Source organism: Microbacterium sp. 4NA327F11, assembly GCF_005503465.1.
In the GTDB taxonomy this organism is placed as follows: Bacteria; Actinomycetota; Actinomycetes; order Actinomycetales; family Microbacteriaceae; genus Microbacterium; species Microbacterium ginsengisoli.
Genome location: NZ_SCOB01000002.1, coordinates 21,170 through 39,535, shown reverse-complemented (window position 1 = coordinate 39,535; position 18,366 = coordinate 21,170). Strand labels below are relative to the sequence as shown.

17 protein-coding genes and 2 tRNA genes are annotated in these 18,366 nt (G+C 69.6%); 14 read left to right on the top strand and 5 right to left on the bottom strand.

Annotated features, from left to right (window positions below; genetic code table 11):
* Positions 1-6 precede the first annotated feature (6 nt).
* Genes FFS51_RS01755 through FFS51_RS01740 form a run of 4 tightly spaced genes read left to right on the top strand, consistent with a single transcriptional unit; the run spans position 7 to position 4,807 of the window.
* Complete coding sequence (locus FFS51_RS01755; RefSeq protein WP_137877318.1) at positions 7-642, top strand: FMN-binding negative transcriptional regulator; 636 nt, start codon at positions 7-9, stop codon at positions 640-642.
* A complete protein-coding gene (locus FFS51_RS01750; RefSeq protein ID WP_137877317.1) occupies positions 639-2,129 on the top strand; it encodes an amidohydrolase in 1,491 nt (496 codons plus the stop codon). Before FFS51_RS01755 ends, FFS51_RS01750 begins: the two co-directional genes overlap by 4 nt.
* 53 nt (positions 2,130-2,182) lie before the next feature.
* Positions 2,183-4,261 carry an acyltransferase family protein gene (locus tag FFS51_RS01745; RefSeq protein ID WP_249352621.1) on the top strand — a complete coding sequence of 693 codons (2,079 nt, stop codon included), beginning with the start codon at positions 2,183-2,185 and terminating at the stop codon, positions 4,259-4,261.
* 9 nt (positions 4,262-4,270) lie between these two features.
* On the top strand, positions 4,271-4,807 hold the full coding sequence (locus tag FFS51_RS01740) for a gamma carbonic anhydrase family protein (protein WP_137877315.1): 537 nt from the start codon (positions 4,271-4,273) through the stop codon (positions 4,805-4,807).
* A 30-nt stretch (positions 4,808-4,837) separates the two neighbouring features.
* On the opposite strand, the gene FFS51_RS01735 is transcribed toward FFS51_RS01740, so the two are convergent.
* Positions 4,838-4,911 (bottom strand) — tRNA-Gly (locus tag FFS51_RS01735).
* A 120-nt stretch (positions 4,912-5,031) separates the two neighbouring features.
* On the opposite strand from FFS51_RS01735, the gene FFS51_RS01730 reads away from it, so the two are divergent.
* The 7 genes from FFS51_RS01730 to FFS51_RS01700 all read left to right on the top strand — a co-directional run bounded on the left by FFS51_RS01730 (position 5,032) and on the right by FFS51_RS01700 (position 10,531).
* Positions 5,032-5,105 (top strand) — tRNA-Pro (locus tag FFS51_RS01730).
* Positions 5,106-5,172: 67 nt separating this feature from the next.
* Positions 5,173-6,579: a trigger factor gene (tig, locus tag FFS51_RS01725; RefSeq protein WP_137877314.1), complete on the top strand. Its 1,407-nt coding sequence runs from the start codon at positions 5,173-5,175 to the stop codon at positions 6,577-6,579.
* A 65-nt stretch (positions 6,580-6,644) separates the two neighbouring features.
* Positions 6,645-7,139: a tetratricopeptide repeat protein gene (locus tag FFS51_RS01720; protein ID WP_137877313.1), complete on the top strand. Its 495-nt coding sequence runs from the start codon at positions 6,645-6,647 to the stop codon at positions 7,137-7,139.
* Between the two features lie 79 nt (positions 7,140-7,218).
* The gene (locus FFS51_RS01715; protein ID WP_056208659.1) at positions 7,219-7,803 is read left to right on the top strand and encodes an ATP-dependent Clp protease proteolytic subunit; all 585 of its coding nucleotides are present in this window, start codon (positions 7,219-7,221) and stop codon (positions 7,801-7,803) included.
* 30 nt (positions 7,804-7,833) lie between these two features.
* A complete protein-coding gene (locus tag FFS51_RS01710) occupies positions 7,834-8,499 on the top strand; it encodes an ATP-dependent Clp protease proteolytic subunit (RefSeq protein ID WP_056208662.1) in 666 nt (221 codons plus the stop codon).
* 152 nt (positions 8,500-8,651) lie between these two features.
* On the top strand, positions 8,652-9,920 hold the full coding sequence (gene clpX / locus FFS51_RS01705) for an ATP-dependent Clp protease ATP-binding subunit ClpX (protein WP_137877312.1): 1,269 nt from the start codon (positions 8,652-8,654) through the stop codon (positions 9,918-9,920).
* A gap of 44 nt (positions 9,921-9,964) precedes the next feature.
* Positions 9,965-10,531 carry a dihydrofolate reductase family protein gene (locus FFS51_RS01700; protein ID WP_045248378.1) on the top strand — a complete coding sequence of 189 codons (567 nt, stop codon included), beginning with the start codon at positions 9,965-9,967 and terminating at the stop codon, positions 10,529-10,531.
* Here the strand turns inward: FFS51_RS01700 and FFS51_RS01695 are convergent.
* Both FFS51_RS01695 and FFS51_RS01690 read right to left on the bottom strand, forming a co-directional pair.
* The gene (locus FFS51_RS01695) at positions 10,521-12,575 is read right to left on the bottom strand and encodes a M3 family metallopeptidase (protein WP_137877311.1); all 2,055 of its coding nucleotides are present in this window, start codon (positions 12,573-12,575) and stop codon (positions 10,521-10,523) included. The genes FFS51_RS01700 and FFS51_RS01695 overlap by 11 nt on opposite strands.
* A gap of 32 nt (positions 12,576-12,607) precedes the next feature.
* Positions 12,608-13,282 carry an SDR family NAD(P)-dependent oxidoreductase gene (locus FFS51_RS01690; protein ID WP_137877310.1) on the bottom strand — a complete coding sequence of 225 codons (675 nt, stop codon included), beginning with the start codon at positions 13,280-13,282 and terminating at the stop codon, positions 12,608-12,610.
* A gap of 108 nt (positions 13,283-13,390) precedes the next feature.
* Between FFS51_RS01690 and FFS51_RS01685 the strand changes: the two genes are divergently transcribed.
* From FFS51_RS01685 to FFS51_RS01675, 3 genes are read left to right on the top strand one after another with little or no spacing between them, the layout of a single operon-like run.
* Positions 13,391-13,990 (top strand): winged helix-turn-helix domain-containing protein, encoded by a 600-nt coding sequence (locus FFS51_RS01685; protein ID WP_137877309.1) that lies wholly within the window; start codon positions 13,391-13,393, stop codon positions 13,988-13,990.
* A 1-nt stretch (position 13,991) separates the two neighbouring features.
* Positions 13,992-14,210, top strand: coding sequence for a hypothetical protein (locus tag FFS51_RS01680; RefSeq protein ID WP_045248374.1), 219 nt, complete (start codon positions 13,992-13,994; stop codon positions 14,208-14,210).
* Positions 14,207-15,481: an MFS transporter gene (locus tag FFS51_RS01675; RefSeq protein WP_137877308.1), complete on the top strand. Its 1,275-nt coding sequence runs from the start codon at positions 14,207-14,209 to the stop codon at positions 15,479-15,481. The genes FFS51_RS01680 and FFS51_RS01675 overlap by 4 nt, the downstream gene beginning before the upstream one ends.
* Here FFS51_RS01675 and FFS51_RS01670 read toward each other — a convergent pair.
* Positions 15,454-15,702: a hypothetical protein gene (locus FFS51_RS01670; protein ID WP_137877307.1), complete on the bottom strand. Its 249-nt coding sequence runs from the start codon at positions 15,700-15,702 to the stop codon at positions 15,454-15,456. The genes FFS51_RS01675 and FFS51_RS01670 overlap by 28 nt on opposite strands.
* Positions 15,702-18,275: a valine--tRNA ligase gene (valS, locus tag FFS51_RS01665; RefSeq protein WP_137877306.1), complete on the bottom strand. Its 2,574-nt coding sequence runs from the start codon at positions 18,273-18,275 to the stop codon at positions 15,702-15,704. The genes FFS51_RS01670 and valS overlap by 1 nt, the downstream gene beginning before the upstream one ends.
* Positions 18,276-18,366: the final 91 nt, after the last annotated feature.

The following is an 18,366-nucleotide window of genomic DNA, read 5'->3' as shown; positions in this document are numbered from 1 at the left end:
ACCGGGATGCGTCAGAATCCGAGTTTCGCGATGACGGATGTCGCCGAGCTTCGCCGTGTGATCGAGGCCAACCCGTGGGCGACCCTCGTCTCCCACACGCCCGATGGCATCATCGCCTCGCACTACGCGGTGCTGCTCGATCCGGAGCGCGACGACCTCACGATCGTCGGACACGTCGGCAAGCCCGACGATGCGATCCACGGCCTCGGCGACAGCGAGCTGCTCGTGATCTTCCAGGGGCCGCACGGCTACATCTCGCCGGGCTGGTACGACGGCTCGCCCGCGGTACCGACGTGGAACTTCACCGCCGTGCACCTCGCCGGCGTGCCCGAGATCCTGTCGGGCGAGGAGAATCTGCGCGTGCTCGACGGTCTCGTGCAGCGGTTCGAGGCGCCGCTGCCCGATCCGAAGCTCATGTGGGCGCCGCCGAACGATCCAGAGTTCGTGCGGCGGCTCGAGCGCGGCACGGTCGGGTTCCGCCTCAGCCCGACGCGGGTGGTCGCCAAGCGCAAGCTGAGCCAGAACCGCCCGGTAGAGACCGTCGAGCACGTGATCGCCGAACTCGAGGGCGCGGGGCCGTACGCGAACCCTGCGCTCGCGGCGGAGATGCGCCGGGCGAACGCGGCCCGGGTGCGTCCGTGACGGCGGTCGGCGCGACGGTCGGCACGATCCGGGGCGTGTGGATCGCGGGCCCGGGGGCCGAGCTGCTGCCGTTCACCGGCGCCGCCGACGTGCTGATCGAGGGCGGACTGATCGCCGACATCGCCCCGGCGGGCGTGCTCGCCCCGCGCGGCGAGACGATCGACGTCGACGGCGCCTGGCTCGTGCCGGGGCTGTGGGATCACCACGTGCACGTCGTGCAGTGGGCTCTCGCCGCCGAGCGCGTCGACCTCGAAGGCACCGCGTCCGCGGCGGAGGCGGCCGCGCGCATGGGCGCCTCGGCGCCGCTTCCCGATGGCACGCGGGTGGGGTCCGGCTTCCGTGACGCGTTCTGGGCCGATCGGCCGACCCTCGCCCTGATCGATGCGGAGACCGGCGACATCCCGACGTACCTCATCAACGCCGACGTGCACAGCGTGTGGCTGAACTCCGCGGCGCTGCGGCGCGAGGGGTTCACGGCCGACGACGGGATGCTGCGGGAGGAGCCCGCGTTCGAGATCTCGCGCCGCCTCAATGCGGCCGGGACCGAGCGTGCCGACGCGCTCGTGCTGCGGGCGGCCCAGGCGGCGGCGCGGCGCGGGGTGGTCGGCTGGGTCGACCTCGACATGGCGTGGAATGCCGAGGCGTGGGAGCGCCGTACGCGGGCGGGCTTCGACGTGGTGCGCACCGAGTTCGGCGTCTACCCTCCGCAGCTCGAGCGGGCGATCGCCGAGGGGCTTGTGACCGGAGATGCGGTGGATGCCGCGGGTCTCGCGCGGGTCGGATCGCTCAAGGTCATCACCGACGGCTCTCTCGGCACCCGCACGGCGGCGTGCTCCCATCCGTACCCGGGCGGCGACGACAGGGGGCTCCTCACGGTCGAGCCCGAACAGTTGCAGGAGTGGATGTCCCGTGCCGCGGGGGCGGGGCTTGCATGCGCGATCCATGCGATCGGCGACCGCGCGAACAGCCACGCCCTCGACGCGTTCGCGGCGACGGGCGCGTGGGGGTCGATCGAGCATGCCCAGCTCGTCGCCCACGCCGACATCCCCCGCTTCGCGCGGCTGGGGGTGACCGCGAGCGTGCAGCCGGTGCACGCGCTCGACGACCGCGACCTCACCGATGCGCTCTGGGCCGGCCAGACCGCCCAGCCCTACCCGCTGCGGGCGCTGGTCGCGGCCGGCGCGAACGTCACGTTCGGGTCGGATGCCCCGGTCTCGCCCCTCGATCCGTGGGCGGCGATCGCCGCGGCTGTCTACCGCACGCGGGGCGATCGTGAGCCCTGGGCGGCGCCCGAGCGAGTGTCGGCCCAGGTCGCGCTCGCGGCATCCACCCATCGGGGCAGTGCGTACCCCGATGTCATCGCCCCCGGCGCCGTCGCCGATCTGGCGCTCGTCGCGTCGGATCCGCTCGCCGCAGGGGAGCGGGAGCTGCGAGAGATGCCGGTCGTCGCGACACTGCTCGACGGGCGGCTCACCCACCTCGCGTGAGAGTGCGGGCGGTTCGCCGTGGCGTTCGGCGCCCGAGCGACTACGGTCAAGGGGTGCAGGATCGCTCGACACGCTTCATCCCCCACGTGCAGGGCCTCCGGGCGATCGCGGTCGCGCTGGTCGTGCTCTATCACTTCTGGCCCGGGCGTATCACCGGCGGATACATCGGTGTCGACGTCTTCTTCGTGATCTCAGGGTTCCTCATCACCGGGCACCTCATGCGCGAACTCGAGCAGACGGGTCGGGTGAAGCTGCGCGAGTTCTGGGCTCGACGTGCCCGACGGCTGCTCCCTGCGGCTCTGCTCGTGCTGCTGTTCTGCGCGATCGTGGTGTCGTCGCCCTACCTGACGCCCATCTCGTCGATCCAGCGCGAGGTGAAGGAGATCGTGGCCTCGACGTTCTACGTCGAGAACTGGTATCTCGCGGCCACCTCGGCGGAGTACCTCAACCACACCAGCGACCCGACGACCGTTCAGCACTACTGGTCGTTGTCCCTCGAAGAGCAGTTCTACGTGCTCTGGCCGCTCCTCATCCTCCTTGCGGCGTGGATCGGCGTGAAGCTCCTGCGCGGCCGCACCCGTCGCGCGCTCGTGCGCACCCGCCGCTCGGTGATGATCATGGTCGTGCTCGTCACGATCGCCTCGTTGATCTTTGGCATCGTTCTCACCCTCGCCGACCCGGCCCCGGCCTACTTCGTGACGTTCGGGCGCATGTGGGAATTCGGGCTCGGTGCCCTCATCGCGCTCGTCCCCGCGCTGCAGGTACGTCAACCCGTCGTGAGCTTCGTGCTCGGCTGGGGCGGGGTGATCGCGCTCGGGTGGGCGGCGTTCCGCTTCGACGGCCAGACGCTGTTCCCCGGCTACGCCGCGCTCGTTCCGGCTCTTGGCTCGGCGGCGATCATCGCGGCATCCAACACTCGACGGTGGTGGTACCCGACGCGCATCCTCGGCGTCCGTCCGATGCGGTTCGTCGGAGACATCTCCTACTCGCTCTACCTCTGGCACTGGCCGCTCATCATCATCGCCCCGTCGGTTCCGTTCTGGGGGCTGTCCATCTACCACCGCCTCGCGCTGCTGGCGATCTGCGTGATCCTCGCCTGGCTCACCAAGCGCTTCGTCGAGGACCCGGCGCGCCGGTGGAAGGTGCTGACGGTGCGTCGGGGCGCGTTCTCGCTGTGGACATCCCTCGCCGCGATGGTCGTCGTCGGTGCGGTGGCGGTCGGTGGCTGGGCGATCAATGCCCCCGCCTACAACCAGGGCGTCGCCGCTCTCGCCCAGCTGCGCGACAATCCGCCGTCGTGCTTCGGGGCGCAGTCGGTGCTGGATGCCTCGTGCTCCCCGACGGCGAACCTGGGCACGATCCTGCCGGCCCCGGGTTTCGCGGGCGCCGATGCGCCGGCGGATGCCTCGTGCTTCCTCGAGCTGACCGACTCGGTGCCGGCCGTATGCGACTTCGGCTCGACGGACCCGTCCGCACCGCGCGTCGCGCTCGTCGGCGACAGTCACGCCTATCAACTTCTGCCGACCTTCAAGCGGATCGCGGAGGAGAAGGGGTGGCATCTGGTCACGTACCTCAAGGGCGCGTGTCCGTTGAGCACGACACCGCTGTCGACGCCCGGTGCGTTCGGAGACGCGTGTACGGCGTGGCGTGAGGCGGTGACGAAGGATCTCTCGTCGTCCTCGTTCGCAGCCGTGTACACGGCGTCGCTCGCCTCCACCCCCTATGCGAAGGGCAGCTATCCCTCGGTGCACGCCGCCGCGGTCGCCGGCTACCAACAGGCGTGGCAGAGCCTGACATCGCGCGGCATCCCGGTCATCACCGCCGTCGACAATCCGGCGTGGGAGACCGACCCGAACAAGTGCCTGCGCACCCGGTCCGAGAGTGCGTGCACGGGAGCGCGTGCCGACCTGCTGGATCCGAACGATCCGGTGCGGGACGCGGCATCCGGTCAGAACCTCGTGACCTTGCTGGACTTCACCGATGTGTACTGCACCGCGACGACCTGCTCGCCCGTCATCGGTGGTGCGAACGTCTACCGCGACCAGGACCATCTGACGGTCACCTGGGTCGACACGCTGAAGCCCGAATACGAGGCGGCACTCGAGAAGGCGATAGCGGCGAAGTCCTCGTAGAGTCGCGGCATGAGCATTGCCGCCGACGCCGCCGTCCTCGCGCTCCCGGAGCGCGCCCCTCACCTCGCAGAGACGGCGTTCGTCGCCTCAGGCGCACGGATCGTCGGGGCGGTGACTCTCGGTGACCGGGCCAGCGTCTGGTACAACGCGGTGCTGCGCGCTGACAGCGCCCCGATCACCGTCGGGGATCGCAGCAACCTGCAGGACAACGTCTCGGTGCACGTCGACGCGGGCTCCCCGGTCGTCATCGGTGAGGACGTCTCGGTCGGCCACAACGCCGTTGTGCACGGCTGCACGATCGAGAACGGCAGCCTCATCGGCATGGGCGCCGTCGTGCTGTCGGGAGCGGTGATCGGTGCCGGATCGCTCGTCGCCGGGGGAGCGCTGGTGCTCGGCGGAACGATCGTGCCACCCGGCTCGCTCGTCGCCGGCGTGCCGGCGAAGGTGCGGCGTGAACTGAGCGACGACGAGAAGGCCGGACTGCTGCGCAACGCCGCCGTCTACCTCGAGCACTGTCGCACGCACACCGGAGCGACCCCGATCTGAGGCGGAGAGAACGGCCGGTCAGGCCACTGATGGAGGGGGTGACGGGAATCGAACCCGCGCAATCAGTTTGGAAGACTGAGACTCTACCATTGAGCTACACCCCCGCAGCGGCCGGAGCCGCAGCATGCACGAGTCTATACATGGATGCCACGGCCGCCGCGAATCGACAGGGTGTCGGCTAGACTTCCAGGGGCCTTCGGCGCACCTCCGCGTGCGCACCCGCCCGGGGCGTAGCTCAGCTTGGTAGAGCGCCCGCTTTGGGAGCGGGAAGTCGCAGGTTCAAATCCTGTCGCCCCGACACGTCGGCCCATCCCACGAGACTTCGGTCAGCGCGCCACGCGCACATCAGAGGAGAAATGTAAGGCATGGTCACCAGCACCGTCGAGCAGCTCACGCCCACTCGCGTGAAGCTCCACATCACGGTTTCGCCCGACGAGCTCAAGCCGTCGATCGCGCACGCGTACGAGCACATCGCGCAGGACGTGCAGATCCCCGGTTTCCGCAAGGGCAAGGTCCCGGCCCCGATCATCGACCAGCGCATCGGTCGCGGCGCCGTGCTCGAGCACGCCGTCAACGAGGGTCTCGACGGCTTCTACCGTGAGGCCGTCAGCGCCCACGACGTGAAGGTCATCGGCCGTCCGAGCGCCGACATCGTCGAGCTCCCCGAGATCGCCGACTTCTCCGGCGAGCTGAAGGTCGAGGTCGAGGTCGACGTGCGTCCCGACGTCGAGATCCCCGCCTACGAGGGCATCACCATCACTGTCGACGCCGTCGCCACCGACGAGTCGGCGATCGACGAGGAGCTGGACCGCCTGCGTTCGCGCTTCGGCACGCTCGTCACCGTCGAGCGTCCCGCCAAGACGGGCGACTTCGTCGAGCTCGACCTGATCGCGACCATCGCGGGCGCGAAGATCGACGAGGCCAAGGGCGTCTCCTACGAGGTCGGCTCGGGCGAGCTGCTCGAGGGCATCGACGAGGCGATCGAGTCGCTCACCGCCGGTGAGGACACCACGTTCCGCTCGAAGCTCGTCGGCGGCGACCACGCCGGCGAGGAGGCCGAGGTCTCCGTCTCCGTCACCGCCGTCAAGGAGCGCGAGCTTCCCGACGCCGACGACGACTTCGCGCAGATCGCGAGCGAGTTCGACACCATCGCCGAGCTGCGCGAGTCGCTGAAGGACCGCGTCGACCAGCAGTCGACCTTCTCGCAGGGCGCCGCCGCGCGGGACAAGCTCGTCGAGACGCTTCTCGAGCAGGTCGAGATCCCGGTTCCGCCCCAGCTCATCGAGGAGGAGGTGCACAATCACCTCGAGGGCGAAGGCCGTCTCGAGGACGACGTGCACCGCGCCGAGGTGACAGAGTCGAGCGAGCGCCAGTTCCGCACCCAGGTGCTGCTCGACAAGCTGGTCGAGCAGCAGGAGGTGCAGGTCTCGCAGGACGAGCTGACCCAGTACATCGTGCAGTCGGCCGCCCAGTACGGCATGGCCCCGCAGGACTTCATCGAGGCACTCCAGCAGGGCGGCCAGCTGCCGCTGATGATCGGTGAGGTCGCCCGCAACAAGGCTCTCGCCGTGGCTCTCGGCCGCGTCAACGTGGTCGACACCGACGGCAAGCCCGTCGACCTGTCCGGCTTCGTCGCCGTCGCCGACGAGGTCGCCGCCGAGGAGGACGTCGTCGCCGAGGCCGAAGAGATCGCCGACGCCGCCGCCGAGGTCGAGGAGGCTCCCAAGAAGAAGCCTGCCCGCAAGCCCGCGGCCAAGAAGACCGCCGAGTAAGCAGACACGATCGAGAGGGGCGGATGCCGCGGCATCCGCCCCTCTCGCGTACCCGGAGCATGCGCATGACAGACGACGACTGGCAGGCCCGCGTGGATGCGGTGTGGGACGACGCGACCCTGTCGGAGACCGACGTCATCGCGGCGATCGACGCCCTCGCGTCCGAGCGAGGGGCGGATGACCCCGTCGCACTGTTCGAGCGTGCCGGGGCGCGGGACTCCGCCGGGCTCGAAGAGGAGGCGGAGCCGCTCTACCGCGCCGCCCTCGCCGGCGGCCTCGATGAGGAGCGCCGCACGCGCGCGACGATCCAGTACGCGAGCACGATCCGCAACCTCGGTCGCGTCGACGAGGCGCTCGCCCTGCTCGAGGCCGAATACGCGCGCAGCGCGGGGACGCCTCTCCACGATGCCGCCGCGGCGTTCTATGCGCTGGCGCTCGCGTCCGCGGGACGGGGGCGGGCCGCGGCATCCATCGCCCTCCAGGCCCTCGCGCCGCACCTGCCCCAGTACACCCGGTCGGTCACCGGATACGCCCGCGAACTGGCCGATCCCACGCCCTGATCTGCCGACGGCGAACACGGGCGGGGCGCCGAAACGCCGCCGGTAGTGTCGTTCTCACGCAACCGAAACAGGAGCACTCATGGCTGAACCCCTTGTCGCACAAAGCGTCTTCGACAGGCTGTTGAAGGACCGCATCATCTGGCTCGGCTCAGAGGTGCGCGACGAGAACGCCAACGAAATCTGCGCCAAGATCCTGCTGCTCGCGGCCGAGGACTCGCAGAAGGACATCTACCTCTACATCAACTCTCCCGGCGGCTCGATCACGGCCGGCATGGCGATCTACGACACGATGCAGTTCGTGCCGAACGACATCGTCACCGTCGGCATCGGCATGGCCGCGTCGATGGGTCAGCTGCTGCTCACCGCCGGCACCAAGGGCAAGCGCTACATCACCCCGAACGCCCGTGTGCTGCTCCACCAGCCGCACGGCGGCTTCGGCGGCACCGCGAGCGACATCCAGACGCAGGCGCAGCTCATCCTCGACATGAAGAAGCGCCTCGCCGAGATCACCGCCAGCCAGACCGGCAAGACCGTCGAGCAGGTCAACGCCGACGGTGACCGCGACCGGTGGTTCACCGCGCAGGAGGCGCTGGAATACGGGTTCGTCGACCACATCCGCGAATCGGCCACCGACGTCATCGGCGGCGGCGGCACCGAGAACTGACCACCGGCACACACTTTCAGGAGCAGTCGAATGAACACCCCCATGCATGGCGTGCCGCAGGGCTTCCCGATGCCGTCCAGCCGCTACATCCTTCCCCAGTTCGAAGAGCGCACCGCCTACGGCTTCAAGCGCCAGGACCCCTACAACAAGCTGTTCGAAGACCGCGTGATCTTCCTCGGCGTGCAGGTCGACGACGCGTCGGCCGATGACGTCATGGCCCAGCTCCTCGTGCTCGAGAGCCAGGACCCCGACCGCGACATCATCATGTACATCAACTCGCCCGGCGGCTCGTTCACGGCCATGACCGCGATCTACGACACCATGCAGTACGTGTCGCCGCAGATCCAGACGGTCGTGCTCGGCCAGGCCGCGTCCGCGGCGTCGGTGCTGCTCGCGGCCGGCGCACCCGGCAAGCGTCTCGCCCTGCCGAACGCCCGCATCCTGATGCACCAGCCCGCCGTCGGCGAGTCGGGGCACGGCCAGGCGTCCGACATCGAGATCCAGGCGGCCGAGATCCTGCGCATGCGCACCTGGCTCGAGGAGACCATGGCGCGCCACACCAACCGCACGATCGAAGAGGTGCACAAGGACATTGACCGCGACAAGATCCTCTCCGCGCAGGAGGCGCTCGAGTACGGCCTGGTCGACCAGGTGCTCACGACCCGCAAGCGCGTCCCGGCGGCTCTCACCAGCTGAGCGGATGCCGCGAACGCCCCGTACCTCCCCGGTGCGGGGCGTTCGTGCTCACAGCCGCGGCGCGCCGCGAACCGGGGGACAATACGCGACGATGTCGGCCTGCTCGGTTAGGCTCGAACCGCATCGTCGCGAGGCCGAACAGGAGGGGCAGCATGGCACGCATCGGGGAGAGTTCCGACCTCTTCAAGTGCTCGTTCTGCGGAAAGAGCCAGAAGCAGGTGCAGCAGCTGATCGCCGGCCCCGGCGTCTACATCTGCGACGAGTGCGTCGAGCTCTGCAACGAGATCATCGAAGAGCGCATGGCCGAGCAGGGCTCGGGCGAGGTCGCCGAGTTCGACCTGCCGAAGCCGCGGGAGATCTTCGCGTTCCTCGAGGAGTACGTCGTCGGCCAGGAGACGGCGAAACGCGCTCTGGCGGTCGCGGTCTACAACCACTACAAGCGCGTGCGCGCCCAGCAGTCCCTGCTCCCGGCCGAGCAGAAGGCCGACGAGGTCGACATCGCCAAGAGCAACATCCTCATGCTCGGGCCGACGGGCTGCGGCAAGACCTACCTGGCGCAGACGCTCGCGAAGCGGCTGAATGTGCCGTTCGCGGTCGCCGATGCGACCGCACTCACGGAGGCGGGCTACGTCGGAGAAGATGTCGAGAACATCCTCCTCAAGCTGCTGCAGGCCGCCGACTTCGACACGAAGCGAGCCGAGACGGGCATCATCTACATCGACGAGGTCGACAAGATCGCCCGCAAGGCCGAGAACCCCTCGATCACCCGCGACGTCTCGGGCGAGGGAGTCCAGCAGGCGCTGCTGAAGATCCTCGAGGGCACCGTCGCCTCGGTTCCGCCGCAGGGCGGGCGCAAGCATCCGCACCAGGAGTTCATCCAGATCGACACGACGAACGTGCTGTTCATCGTGGCGGGCGCGTTCGCGGGGCTCGAAGACATCATCTCCTCGCGCATCGGCAAGCACGGTGTGGGCTTCGGCGCCCCGCTGCAGCGCAAGGACGAGGCCCCCGACTACTTCAGCGAGGTGCTCCCCGAAGACCTCCACAAGTTCGGGCTCATCCCGGAGTTCATCGGCCGTCTCCCCGTGGTCGCCTCGGTGTCCCCGCTCGACCGCGACGCGCTCATCGAGATCCTCACCGAGCCGAAGAACGCACTCGTGAAGCAGTATCAGCGCATGTTCGCGCTCGACGACGTCGAGCTCGGATTCGAGCGCGACGCGCTCGAGGCGGTCGCCGAGCTGGCGGTCTCGCGAAAGACGGGCGCGCGCGGACTTCGCGCGATCCTCGAGGATGTGCTCGGCCCCATCATGTTCGAGATCCCGTCCTCCGACGACGTGGCCAAGGTGATCGTCACCCGCGCCGCCGTCGAAGAGGGTGCGGCCCCGACCGTCGTGTTGCGCCAGAAGCGCAAGACAGCCTGAGCGCGGGGCGGTGGGGCGGGGCATCCACCCCGTAGGCTGACCGCATGCGTCAGCTCATCGTCACCTCGTTCGTGTCCGTCGACGGCGTCGTCGAGGCCCCCGGCGGCGAAGCGGGCTACCGCAACGCCGGCTGGACCTTCTCGTCAGTGGCGTTCGACCCCGCTGCATACGAGCTCAAGGGCCGCGAGCAGGAGGAGGCCGGAGCGATGCTCCTCGGCCGTCGAAGCTACGAGGCGTTCGCTCCGGTCTGGCCGACGATGACACAGGAGTTCGCCGGGTACAACGCCATGCCGCGCTACGTCGTCTCGACGACCCTCGCTGACGGCGACGACCGATGGCCGGCCACGGTGCTGCGCTCGCTCGACGACGTCGCTGCGCTCAAGCAGGGTGACGGCGCCCCCATCATCGTGCACGGCAGCGCGACCCTCGTTGCATCGCTCGAAGACGCCGACCTTGTCGACCGCTACCACCTGCTCGTGTTCCCGGTGCTGCTGGGTGCGGGCCTGCGACTCTTCAGCGGCTCTGACCGCGACCTCACCAAGCTCGCCCTGGTCGAGCACGAGGCCTACGGCAATGGCATCCAGAAGCAGGTCTTCGACGTCATCCGGTGAGTCCGCGCCGCGCGAGCAGCGGCGCCACCTCGGCGTCGCGCCCGCGGAAGTCGCGGTACGCCTCGAGCGGATCCTTCGAGCCGCCGACGCCGAGCAGCCTGCTGCGGAACCGGTCGCCGTTCTCCCTCGTGAGTCCGCCGTTCTCGGTGAACCACTCGACCGTGTCGGCGTCGAGCACCTCGCTCCAGATGTAGGAGTAGTAGCCGGCGCTGTAGCCGCCGGAGAACACGTGGGCGAAGTAGGTCGACGAGTAGCGCGTCGGCACCAGCGGGTTGTCGAGACCGATCTCGGCGAGGGCAGCCCGTTCGAACGCCGCCACGTCGGTCACCGCCGCCGCCTCTGCGGCCGAGAGGGAATGCCAAGCCTGGTCGAGCCAGGCGGCCGCGAGGTATTCGCTGGTGGCGAAGCCCTCGTTGAACGCCTGCGACCCCGTGAGGCGTGAGACGACATCGGCAGGCAGCGGCTCTCCCGTCTCGTGATGACGCGCGTAGCGCGCGAGCACCTCGGGCCAGTAGATCCACATCTCGTTGACCTGGCTCGGGAACTCGACGAAGTCACGATAGACGGCTGTGCCCGCGAACGACGGATAGGTGACGCGCGCGAGGAGGCCATGCAGAGCGTGCCCGAATTCGTGGAAGAGCGTCGTGACCTCGTCGAGCGTCAGCAGCGTCGGGCCGTCGGCCGGCTTCACGACGTTGAGGTTGTTGACCACGACCGGTCCGGTGCCGCGCAGCGCTGACTCGGTGACGATCGAGTTCATCCACGCGCCGCCGCGCTTGGTGTCGCGCGTGTAGAGATCGAAGACGAACAGGCCGAACGGTGAGCCGTCGGCATCCGACACCTCGAACACCCGCACGTCGGGGTGGTAGCCCGCGAGATCGGTCCGTTCGGCGAAGCCCAGACCGTAGAGGGCGGATGCCGCGGCGAACACGCCCTCGGTGAGTACCCGTTCCGCCTCGAACCACGGCCGCAGGGCGGCGGTGTCGAGGTCGAGCGTCGCGGCCCTCACCTTCTCGGTGTAGTACGCCCAGTCGTGGGCCTCGATCTCGAACGGAGCCGCCTCGGTCTCGTTCACGATCTGCTGCAGCGCGTCGGCCTCGACGCGGGCGTTGCGCGCGGCCGGAGCGGCGAGGCGGAACAGCATCTCCCGCACCGCCTCCGGGGAACCGGCCGTCTGGTCGGACGTCACGTAGGCCGCGTGCGACGGGTATCCGAGCAGCTCGGCACGCTGCGCGCGCAGCCGCACGATCTCGAGGAGCACGTCGCGGTTGTCGTGCTCGCCGCCACGGATACCGCGCGACCGGGAGGCGGCCAGCAGACGCTCGCGCGTGCGGCGGGAGGTGAGCCGTGACAGGTACGGATGACCGGTGAACAACGTCAGCGACACCAGATATCCGTCGAGCCCGCGGTCGGCGGCGGCCCGGGCCGCGGCGGCGAGGTCGCTGTCGGCGAGGCCGGCGAGGTCTGCGGCATCCGTCACGTGCAGGGCGAGCTCGTTGGTGTCGGCCAGCAGGTGTCGCTCGAACGTGGTGGTCAGCACCGACAGGCGGGCGTTGAGATCGCGGAGGGTCTGCTTGGCGTCGTCGTCGAGCGCCGCGCCAGCGTGCGACATCACCGTGTAGCGCCGTTCGACGAGGTAGCGCTGCTCGGGGGTGAGGTCGAGCTCGTCGCGGGCCTCGTACAGCGCGGCGATACGGGCGAACAGCGCGGGATCGAGGGTGATCGCGTCGGAGTGGGCCGAGCTCAGCGGGGCGACGGTCTCCTCGATCTCCTGGACCTCCGGCGTGCCGTCGGCGGAGCTCACCGTGTAAAACGTGCGGGAGACGCGGCCGAGCAGATCGCCGCTGCGCTCGAGGGCCCCGAGCGTGTTCTCGAAGGTCGGCGGCTCGGGGTTCGCGGTGATGGCGGCGACCTCGGCGCGCTGTTGCGCGAATCCCGCGTCGAACGCCGGCAGGTAGTCCGCGACGGCGATCGCGGCGTAGTCCGGCAGCTCGTACGGCAGCACGGAACGGTCGAGCAGGGGATGGCGGGAGGTCGCGCTCATCCCGCCAGCCTACGCCGCGGCATCCGCTCGGTTCAGAGGGCCGACACGCCGCGGAACGTGTGTCCGGTGGCGATCGACGCGCCCGAGACGGCGGCCGCGGGCTCCGAGGAGAGGTAGGCGACGAGTGCGGCGATCTGCTCGGGAGTCGAGGGTCCGGGACCGATCGCGGGCACCGGGTGCTCGTCGTCGAACACGTTTCCGGGGTTCACGACGTTGACGGTGACGCCGGTGCCGGCCACGCTGTCGGCGAGGGCCTTCGCCGCGAGGATCAGCGCCGCGTTGCGCACCGAGGCGACGACGCTCGTGGACGAGCGGGCGAGCTGCCCGGCGATGCCGATGATGCGGCCGGACCCGCGGGCGCGCATGTGCGGGAGTACCGCGTTCGCGAGCCGCAGGAAGACGAGCGACTTGGCATCGACCGCGGTCGCGACGGCCGCGGGGGAGAACGCGTCCGCCGGGTCGAGGGTCTGCGCCGCGGGCGCGGCGGTGACCACGAGGATGTCGATCCGCCCGTGCCCGGCGATCACCTCGTCGACGCCGGCGACGACGGATGCCTCATCCTGGCCGTCGATCGTGACATCGCCACCCGATCGGCCGGCGGTGACGACCACGGCGCCCTCCGCGGCGAGGGTCGTGGCGATGTGACGCCCGAGGTAGCCGGTGCCGCCGACGACGAGGGCCACGCGGTCGGTGATGCCGAGATCCATTCCTCGATCGTACGTCGCGTGGTGTGCCGAGCGCCCTGCCCGAGTGTCCGGATGCGTCGATGCAAAGCAACGTTTGCAAAGTAGTACGTGCAAAGGTATCTTTGCGACATGACGAACGAGATCCCGCTCCCGACGACCCGCGAACAGCGGGTGCTCGACGGCGGCGCACTTCGGGCCCTCGCTCACCCGTTGCGGGTCGAGATCTACGATCTGCTCTCGCAATACGGCCCGCAGACGGCGAGCACCCTCGCGGCGATGACGGGGGAGTCCTCCGGCGCCACCAGCTATCACCTGCGCGCACTCGCGAAGCATGACCTCATCCGAGAGGTCGAAGGTCAGGGAACCGCGCGCGAGCGCTGGTGGGAACGGCCTCGCGGCGGCGTGCAGATCGGCAGCCCCGAGGCGGTGAAGACCCCCGCGGGCCGCGCGGCGACACAGGTCGTGCTGACGGAGTTCCTCAACCGGCGTCACCAGCAGCTCATGGACTATGTGGGGGCGAGCCTGCGCGAGAACGGCGTGTGGGACGACAGCGCGATGATCACGACCGCGACCATCCACCTCACGGCGGCGCAGGCGGCCGACGTGGTCGCCCAGCTCCAGGCCGTCATCGACGGCGCCGTCGACCGATACAAGGACCAGCGCGGCGAGGGTGTCGTGCCCGTGACGGTGCACGCCGATGTGTTCGCCCTCCCCGAGAAGGGACGATGAGATGACCCTCCTGACGGCTCCCCCCGAAGCCCGCACCACCACCCGCTCCGCCGATGAGCGGCTGCTGCGGGTGCTCGCCCGCCTGCTCGAACGAGCCGCCGACGACATCCACCGCCGCCGCGCGTGCGCCGATGAGCGGGCGGCGCGTCTCGACGCCTACGTCGCACAGCGCAGCACCGGCACCGCAGCGCGTCAGCTCGGACTGCTGCCGCGGTCATGACCACCACAGCGATCAGGCCGGCGGCACCGCCGCTCGGCCGCCCGTTCCGCACGCTCTGGACAGCCACCGCCTTCAGCAACATCGCCGACGGCGTCGGTCGCACCGCGGTGCCGCTCATCGCCACCACCCTGACGACCGACCCGTTCGTCATCGCGATCCTCGGCGCTCTCGCGTTCGTGCCGTGGCTCGTGTTCGGCATTCCTGCCGGCGTCATCGTCGACCGCTTCGATCGGCGGCGCATCATGGCCGTCGCCAATACGCTGCGGCTCGGTGCCGCGGTGTGGCTCGGGGCCCTCGTGGCATCCGGCGCGATCTCGGTGTGGACGCTGCTGATCGGCACCCTTGCGTTCGGCATCGGCGAGACCCTGTTCGAGAACGCCGTCAACGCCGCCGTTCCTGCGATCGTCCCTCGCGAGCGGTTCGACAGCGCCAACGGCTGGCTGCAGGCATCCCAGGTGACGATCGACAACTTCATCGCCACGCCCATCGGAGGTCTGCTGTTCGGCCTGTCCATCGCCCTGCCGCTCTGGGTGGGCGCGATCGGCTATCTGGTTCCGATCGCCCTGGCCCTGCTGCTGCCGTCGCTGGCCGTCTCGCGGCAGACCGACGAGCAGACGGATGCCGCGGCATCCGTGCCCGTTCACGGCGCCCGCCCCGCGCTGCGCTACCTCTGGCAACACCGCTACCTGCGTGCGGTGGTGCTGTTCACGTCCTCGGTGGGAGCGCTCCTGAGCTTCGCCCAGGCGCCCACGATCCTCTACTTCCTCGAGGTGCAGCACGTCACGCCCGCCGCGATCGGCTTCGTCACGGCGGGGATCGGGCTCGGCGCTCTCGTGGGGTCGTTCGTCGCGGCGCCTCTGGTGCGTCTCCTCGGCCGCGGCCCGGTGCTGCTTTTCGCGAATGTCGTCGTCGCGGTGTCCCTCGTCGCGGTGGGTCTGGCTCCCGACGTCGTCACCGCGATCGCGTCCTACGCGGTCATGGCGTTCGCGGTGTCGGTGTGGAACGTGCCGTGGGGAGCGCTGCGGCAGCACCTCATCCCCGCGCACCTGTTCGGCCGGGCGCTCGGCATCATCCGCACCGTCACGTGGGGCATCTTCCCGGTGGCGACGCTGCTCGGCGGGCTCGTGGCGCGATCCGAACTCCGGCTGCCGTTCACGATCGCGGGCGCCCTCACGCTCGTCGTCGCCCTCAGCGCCTCACGGCTGCTCGTGCGGGGAACACCGCGCGCCTACGCGGCGGCGGATCAGGCGAACTCGTCGTCGGCGTCGTGACGCACCACGGGTGAGCCCGCGGCATCCACCGTCACGATCACTCCCGTGTCGAGTTCGGCGATCGGCCGACGCTCGAGCCAGGTGAGTGTCCATCGAGCGCGCGGCTGACCGAGGGGGTCGGCGGGCAGCGCTCTCTCCACCGAGGCGATCGCGTCGTGCAGCACGGCGGGCACGGCCGACGGGGGCGTGTCGCCCGCCGTCCACCGCGTGCCGAGCTGCATCAGGCGTCCGCCGTCTCGAGCTCGATCGACTCGACTGTCAGCGCGTCGCCCTCGACGTAGTCGATCTCGGCGATGCGGCCGACGGCGCGGAGGTCCCCCTCGGCGGATCGCAGGAGTGCGATCTGTGCGGGGGTCGCCGCGATCACGAGACGCGTGACCGGCGTCTTCTGCGAGGCCTTGGCCTCGGTCTTCGCGCGGCGCACGCCGATGAGCGCGTCACCGACGGTCGTGAGCACGCGCGGGTCGCCGTCGAGCCCCAGCGGGGCGGGCCACGCGGCGTGATGCACCGACCCCTCCTCGAACCACGACCAGGTCTCCTCGGCCGCGAACGACAGCACCGGCGCGAGCAGTCGCACGAGCGTCGACAGCGCGAGGCGCAGCGCGAGCGCGGCGGACGCCTGACCCACGTCGGTCTGGTCGTAGGCGCGCTCCTTGACGAGCTCGAGGTAGTCGTCGCAGAACGTCCAGAAGAACGACTCGGTCAGCTCGAGCGCCCGGGCGTGGTCGTAGCCCTCGAACGCGCGCGTCGCCTCGGCGACGACCGTGTCGAGGGTCGCGAGCATGCTGCGGTCGAGGTCGTGCGTCACCGCGGCGCCCTCCGGCACCGGGAAGGTCAGCACGAACTTCGCCGCGTTGAGCAGCTTGATCGCGAGGCGACGGCCGATCTTCACCTGCGTCGGGTTCTGCGGGTCGAACGCGGCATCGGTGCCGAGGCGGCTCGAGGCGGCCCAGTAGCGCACGGCGTCGGAGCCGTGGGCGTCGAGGATGTCCGCGGGCGTGACGACGTTGCCCTTCGACTTCGACATCTTCTTGCGGTCGGGGTCGACGATGAAGCCGGAGATCGCGGCATCCGACCAAGGCGCCCGGCCGTCCTGCAAGACGCTCCGCAGCATCGTCGAGAAGAGCCAGGTGCGGATGATGTCCTGACCCTGCGGGCGCAGATCGAACGGGGCGACGAGGCCCCAGAGCTCCTCGTCGCGCTCCCAGCCGCCGGCGAGCTGCGGGGTGAGCGATGACGTCGCCCAGGTGTCGAAGATGTCCTGCTCGCCGTCGAAGCCGCCCGGCACGCCGCGCTGCGAGGGGTCGAAGCCGGCGGGCACGTCGATGGTCGGATCGACGGGCAGCTGACCGAGGTCGGGGGTGATCACGCGGCTGTAGTCGCGGTCGCCGTTCTCGTCGAGGCCGTACCAGACCGGAATCGGCACCCCGAAGAACCGCTGGCGCGAGACGAGCCAGTCGCCGGTGAGACCACCGACCCAGTTCTCGTAGCGCACCCGCATGAAATCGGGATGCCACGTCATGCCGCGTCCCCGCTCGATGAGCGCGTCGCGCAGGTCGACGTTCTTCGCGCCGTTGCGCAGGTACCACTGCCGGGTCGAGACGATCTCGAGGGGCCGGTCGCCCTTCTCGAAGAACTTCACCGGGTGGGTGATCGGCTTCGGGTCGCCGATGATCTCACCCGATTCCTGCAGCAGCTCGACGATGCGCTTCTTCGCGCTGAACACGGTCTTGCCGGCGAGCTCCGCGAAAGCGGCCTGCGCGGCATCCGTCGACAGCGCCTCGGGGGCGTCGGCGACGATGCGGCCGTCCTTGCCGATGATCGTGCGGTTCGGAAGGCTGAGCTCGCGCCACCAGATGATGTCGGTCACGTCGCCGAAGGTGCAGACCATCGCGATGCCCGAGCCCTTGTCGATCTGCGCGAGCGGGTGCGCGAGCACCGGAACCTCGACCCCGAACACGGGCGTGGTCACGGTGGTGCCGAAGAACGGCTGGTAGCGGTCGTCATCGGGGTGGGCGACGAGCGCGACGCAGGCGGCGAGAAGCTCGGGGCGGGTCGTCTCGATGTGGATGTCGCCGCCGCCGTCGGTGCGATGGAAGGCGAGGCGATGGTAGGCGCCGGGCTGCTCGCGGTCCTCGAGCTCGGCCTGCGCGATCGCCGAGCGGAAGTCGACGTCCCAGAGCGTCGGGGCGAGGTCCTGGTAGGCCTCGCCGCGGGTGTAGTTCTGCAGGAACGCGAGCTGGTTCGTGCGGATCGTCTCGTCGGAGATCGTGCGGTAGGTCTGACGCCAGTCCACGCTGAGACCGAGCTGCCGGAACAGCGACTCGAAGGTCTTCTCGTCCTCGACGGTCAGCCGCTCGCACAGCTCGATGAAGTTGCGTCGGCTGATCGGGATCTGGTCGGCCGCCTTGCTCGACTTGTTGTCGCCGCCCTCGAACGGGGGCGTGAAGTCGGGGTCATAGGGCAGCGTCGGATCGCAGCGCACGCCGTAGTAGTTCTGCACGCGGCGCTCGGTCGGCAGGCCGTTGTCGTCCCATCCGATCGGATAGAACACAGTCTTGCCGCGCATCCGCTCGAACCGCACCTTGAGGTCGGTGTGGGTGTAGCTGAAGACGTGTCCGATGTGCAGGCTGCCCGAGGCGGTCGGCGGGGGAGTGTCGACGGAGTAGACGCCCGCGCGTCCCTTCGTCTTGGCCGCGTCACGGTCGAACAGGTAGGTGCCCGCGGTCTCCCACGCGGCATCCCACTTCGCTTCGAGGCCCTCGAGTGCGGGCTTGTCGGGAACTTCGGCCATGGGGGACTCCTCGAGCGATATATGCGGCACTGTGTGAGCGTGCCTGAGTGTGGACGACCCGATGAGTCTACCGAGGCGCGGATGCCGCGGC

Excerpts from the sequence above, each read along its gene's own strand:
- clpX (WP_137877312.1), top strand. The coding sequence starts at position 8,652 with ATGGCACGCATCGGGGAGAGTTCCGACCTCTTCAAGTGCTCGTTCTGC.
- FFS51_RS01740 (WP_137877315.1), top strand. The coding sequence starts at position 4,271 with ATGAGCATTGCCGCCGACGCCGCCGTCCTCGCGCTCCCGGAGCGCGCC.
- FFS51_RS01680 (WP_045248374.1), top strand. The coding sequence starts at position 13,992 with ATGACCCTCCTGACGGCTCCCCCCGAAGCCCGCACCACCACCCGCTCC.
- FFS51_RS01700 (WP_045248378.1), top strand. The coding sequence starts at position 9,965 with ATGCGTCAGCTCATCGTCACCTCGTTCGTGTCCGTCGACGGCGTCGTC.
- FFS51_RS01685 (WP_137877309.1), top strand. The coding sequence starts at position 13,391 with ATGACGAACGAGATCCCGCTCCCGACGACCCGCGAACAGCGGGTGCTC.
- FFS51_RS01695 (WP_137877311.1), bottom strand. The coding sequence starts at position 12,575 with ATGAGCGCGACCTCCCGCCATCCCCTGCTCGACCGTTCCGTGCTGCCG.
- FFS51_RS01715 (WP_056208659.1), top strand. The coding sequence starts at position 7,219 with ATGGCTGAACCCCTTGTCGCACAAAGCGTCTTCGACAGGCTGTTGAAG.
- FFS51_RS01675 (WP_137877308.1), top strand. The coding sequence starts at position 14,207 with ATGACCACCACAGCGATCAGGCCGGCGGCACCGCCGCTCGGCCGCCCG.
- FFS51_RS01690 (WP_137877310.1), bottom strand. The coding sequence starts at position 13,282 with ATGGATCTCGGCATCACCGACCGCGTGGCCCTCGTCGTCGGCGGCACC.
- FFS51_RS01720 (WP_137877313.1), top strand. The coding sequence starts at position 6,645 with ATGACAGACGACGACTGGCAGGCCCGCGTGGATGCGGTGTGGGACGAC.
- tig (WP_137877314.1), top strand. The coding sequence starts at position 5,173 with ATGGTCACCAGCACCGTCGAGCAGCTCACGCCCACTCGCGTGAAGCTC.
- FFS51_RS01755 (WP_137877318.1), top strand. The coding sequence starts at position 7 with ATGCGTCAGAATCCGAGTTTCGCGATGACGGATGTCGCCGAGCTTCGC.
- FFS51_RS01710 (WP_056208662.1), top strand. The coding sequence starts at position 7,834 with ATGAACACCCCCATGCATGGCGTGCCGCAGGGCTTCCCGATGCCGTCC.
- FFS51_RS01670 (WP_137877307.1), bottom strand. The coding sequence starts at position 15,702 with ATGCAGCTCGGCACGCGGTGGACGGCGGGCGACACGCCCCCGTCGGCC.
- valS (WP_137877306.1), bottom strand. The coding sequence starts at position 18,275 with ATGGCCGAAGTTCCCGACAAGCCCGCACTCGAGGGCCTCGAAGCGAAG.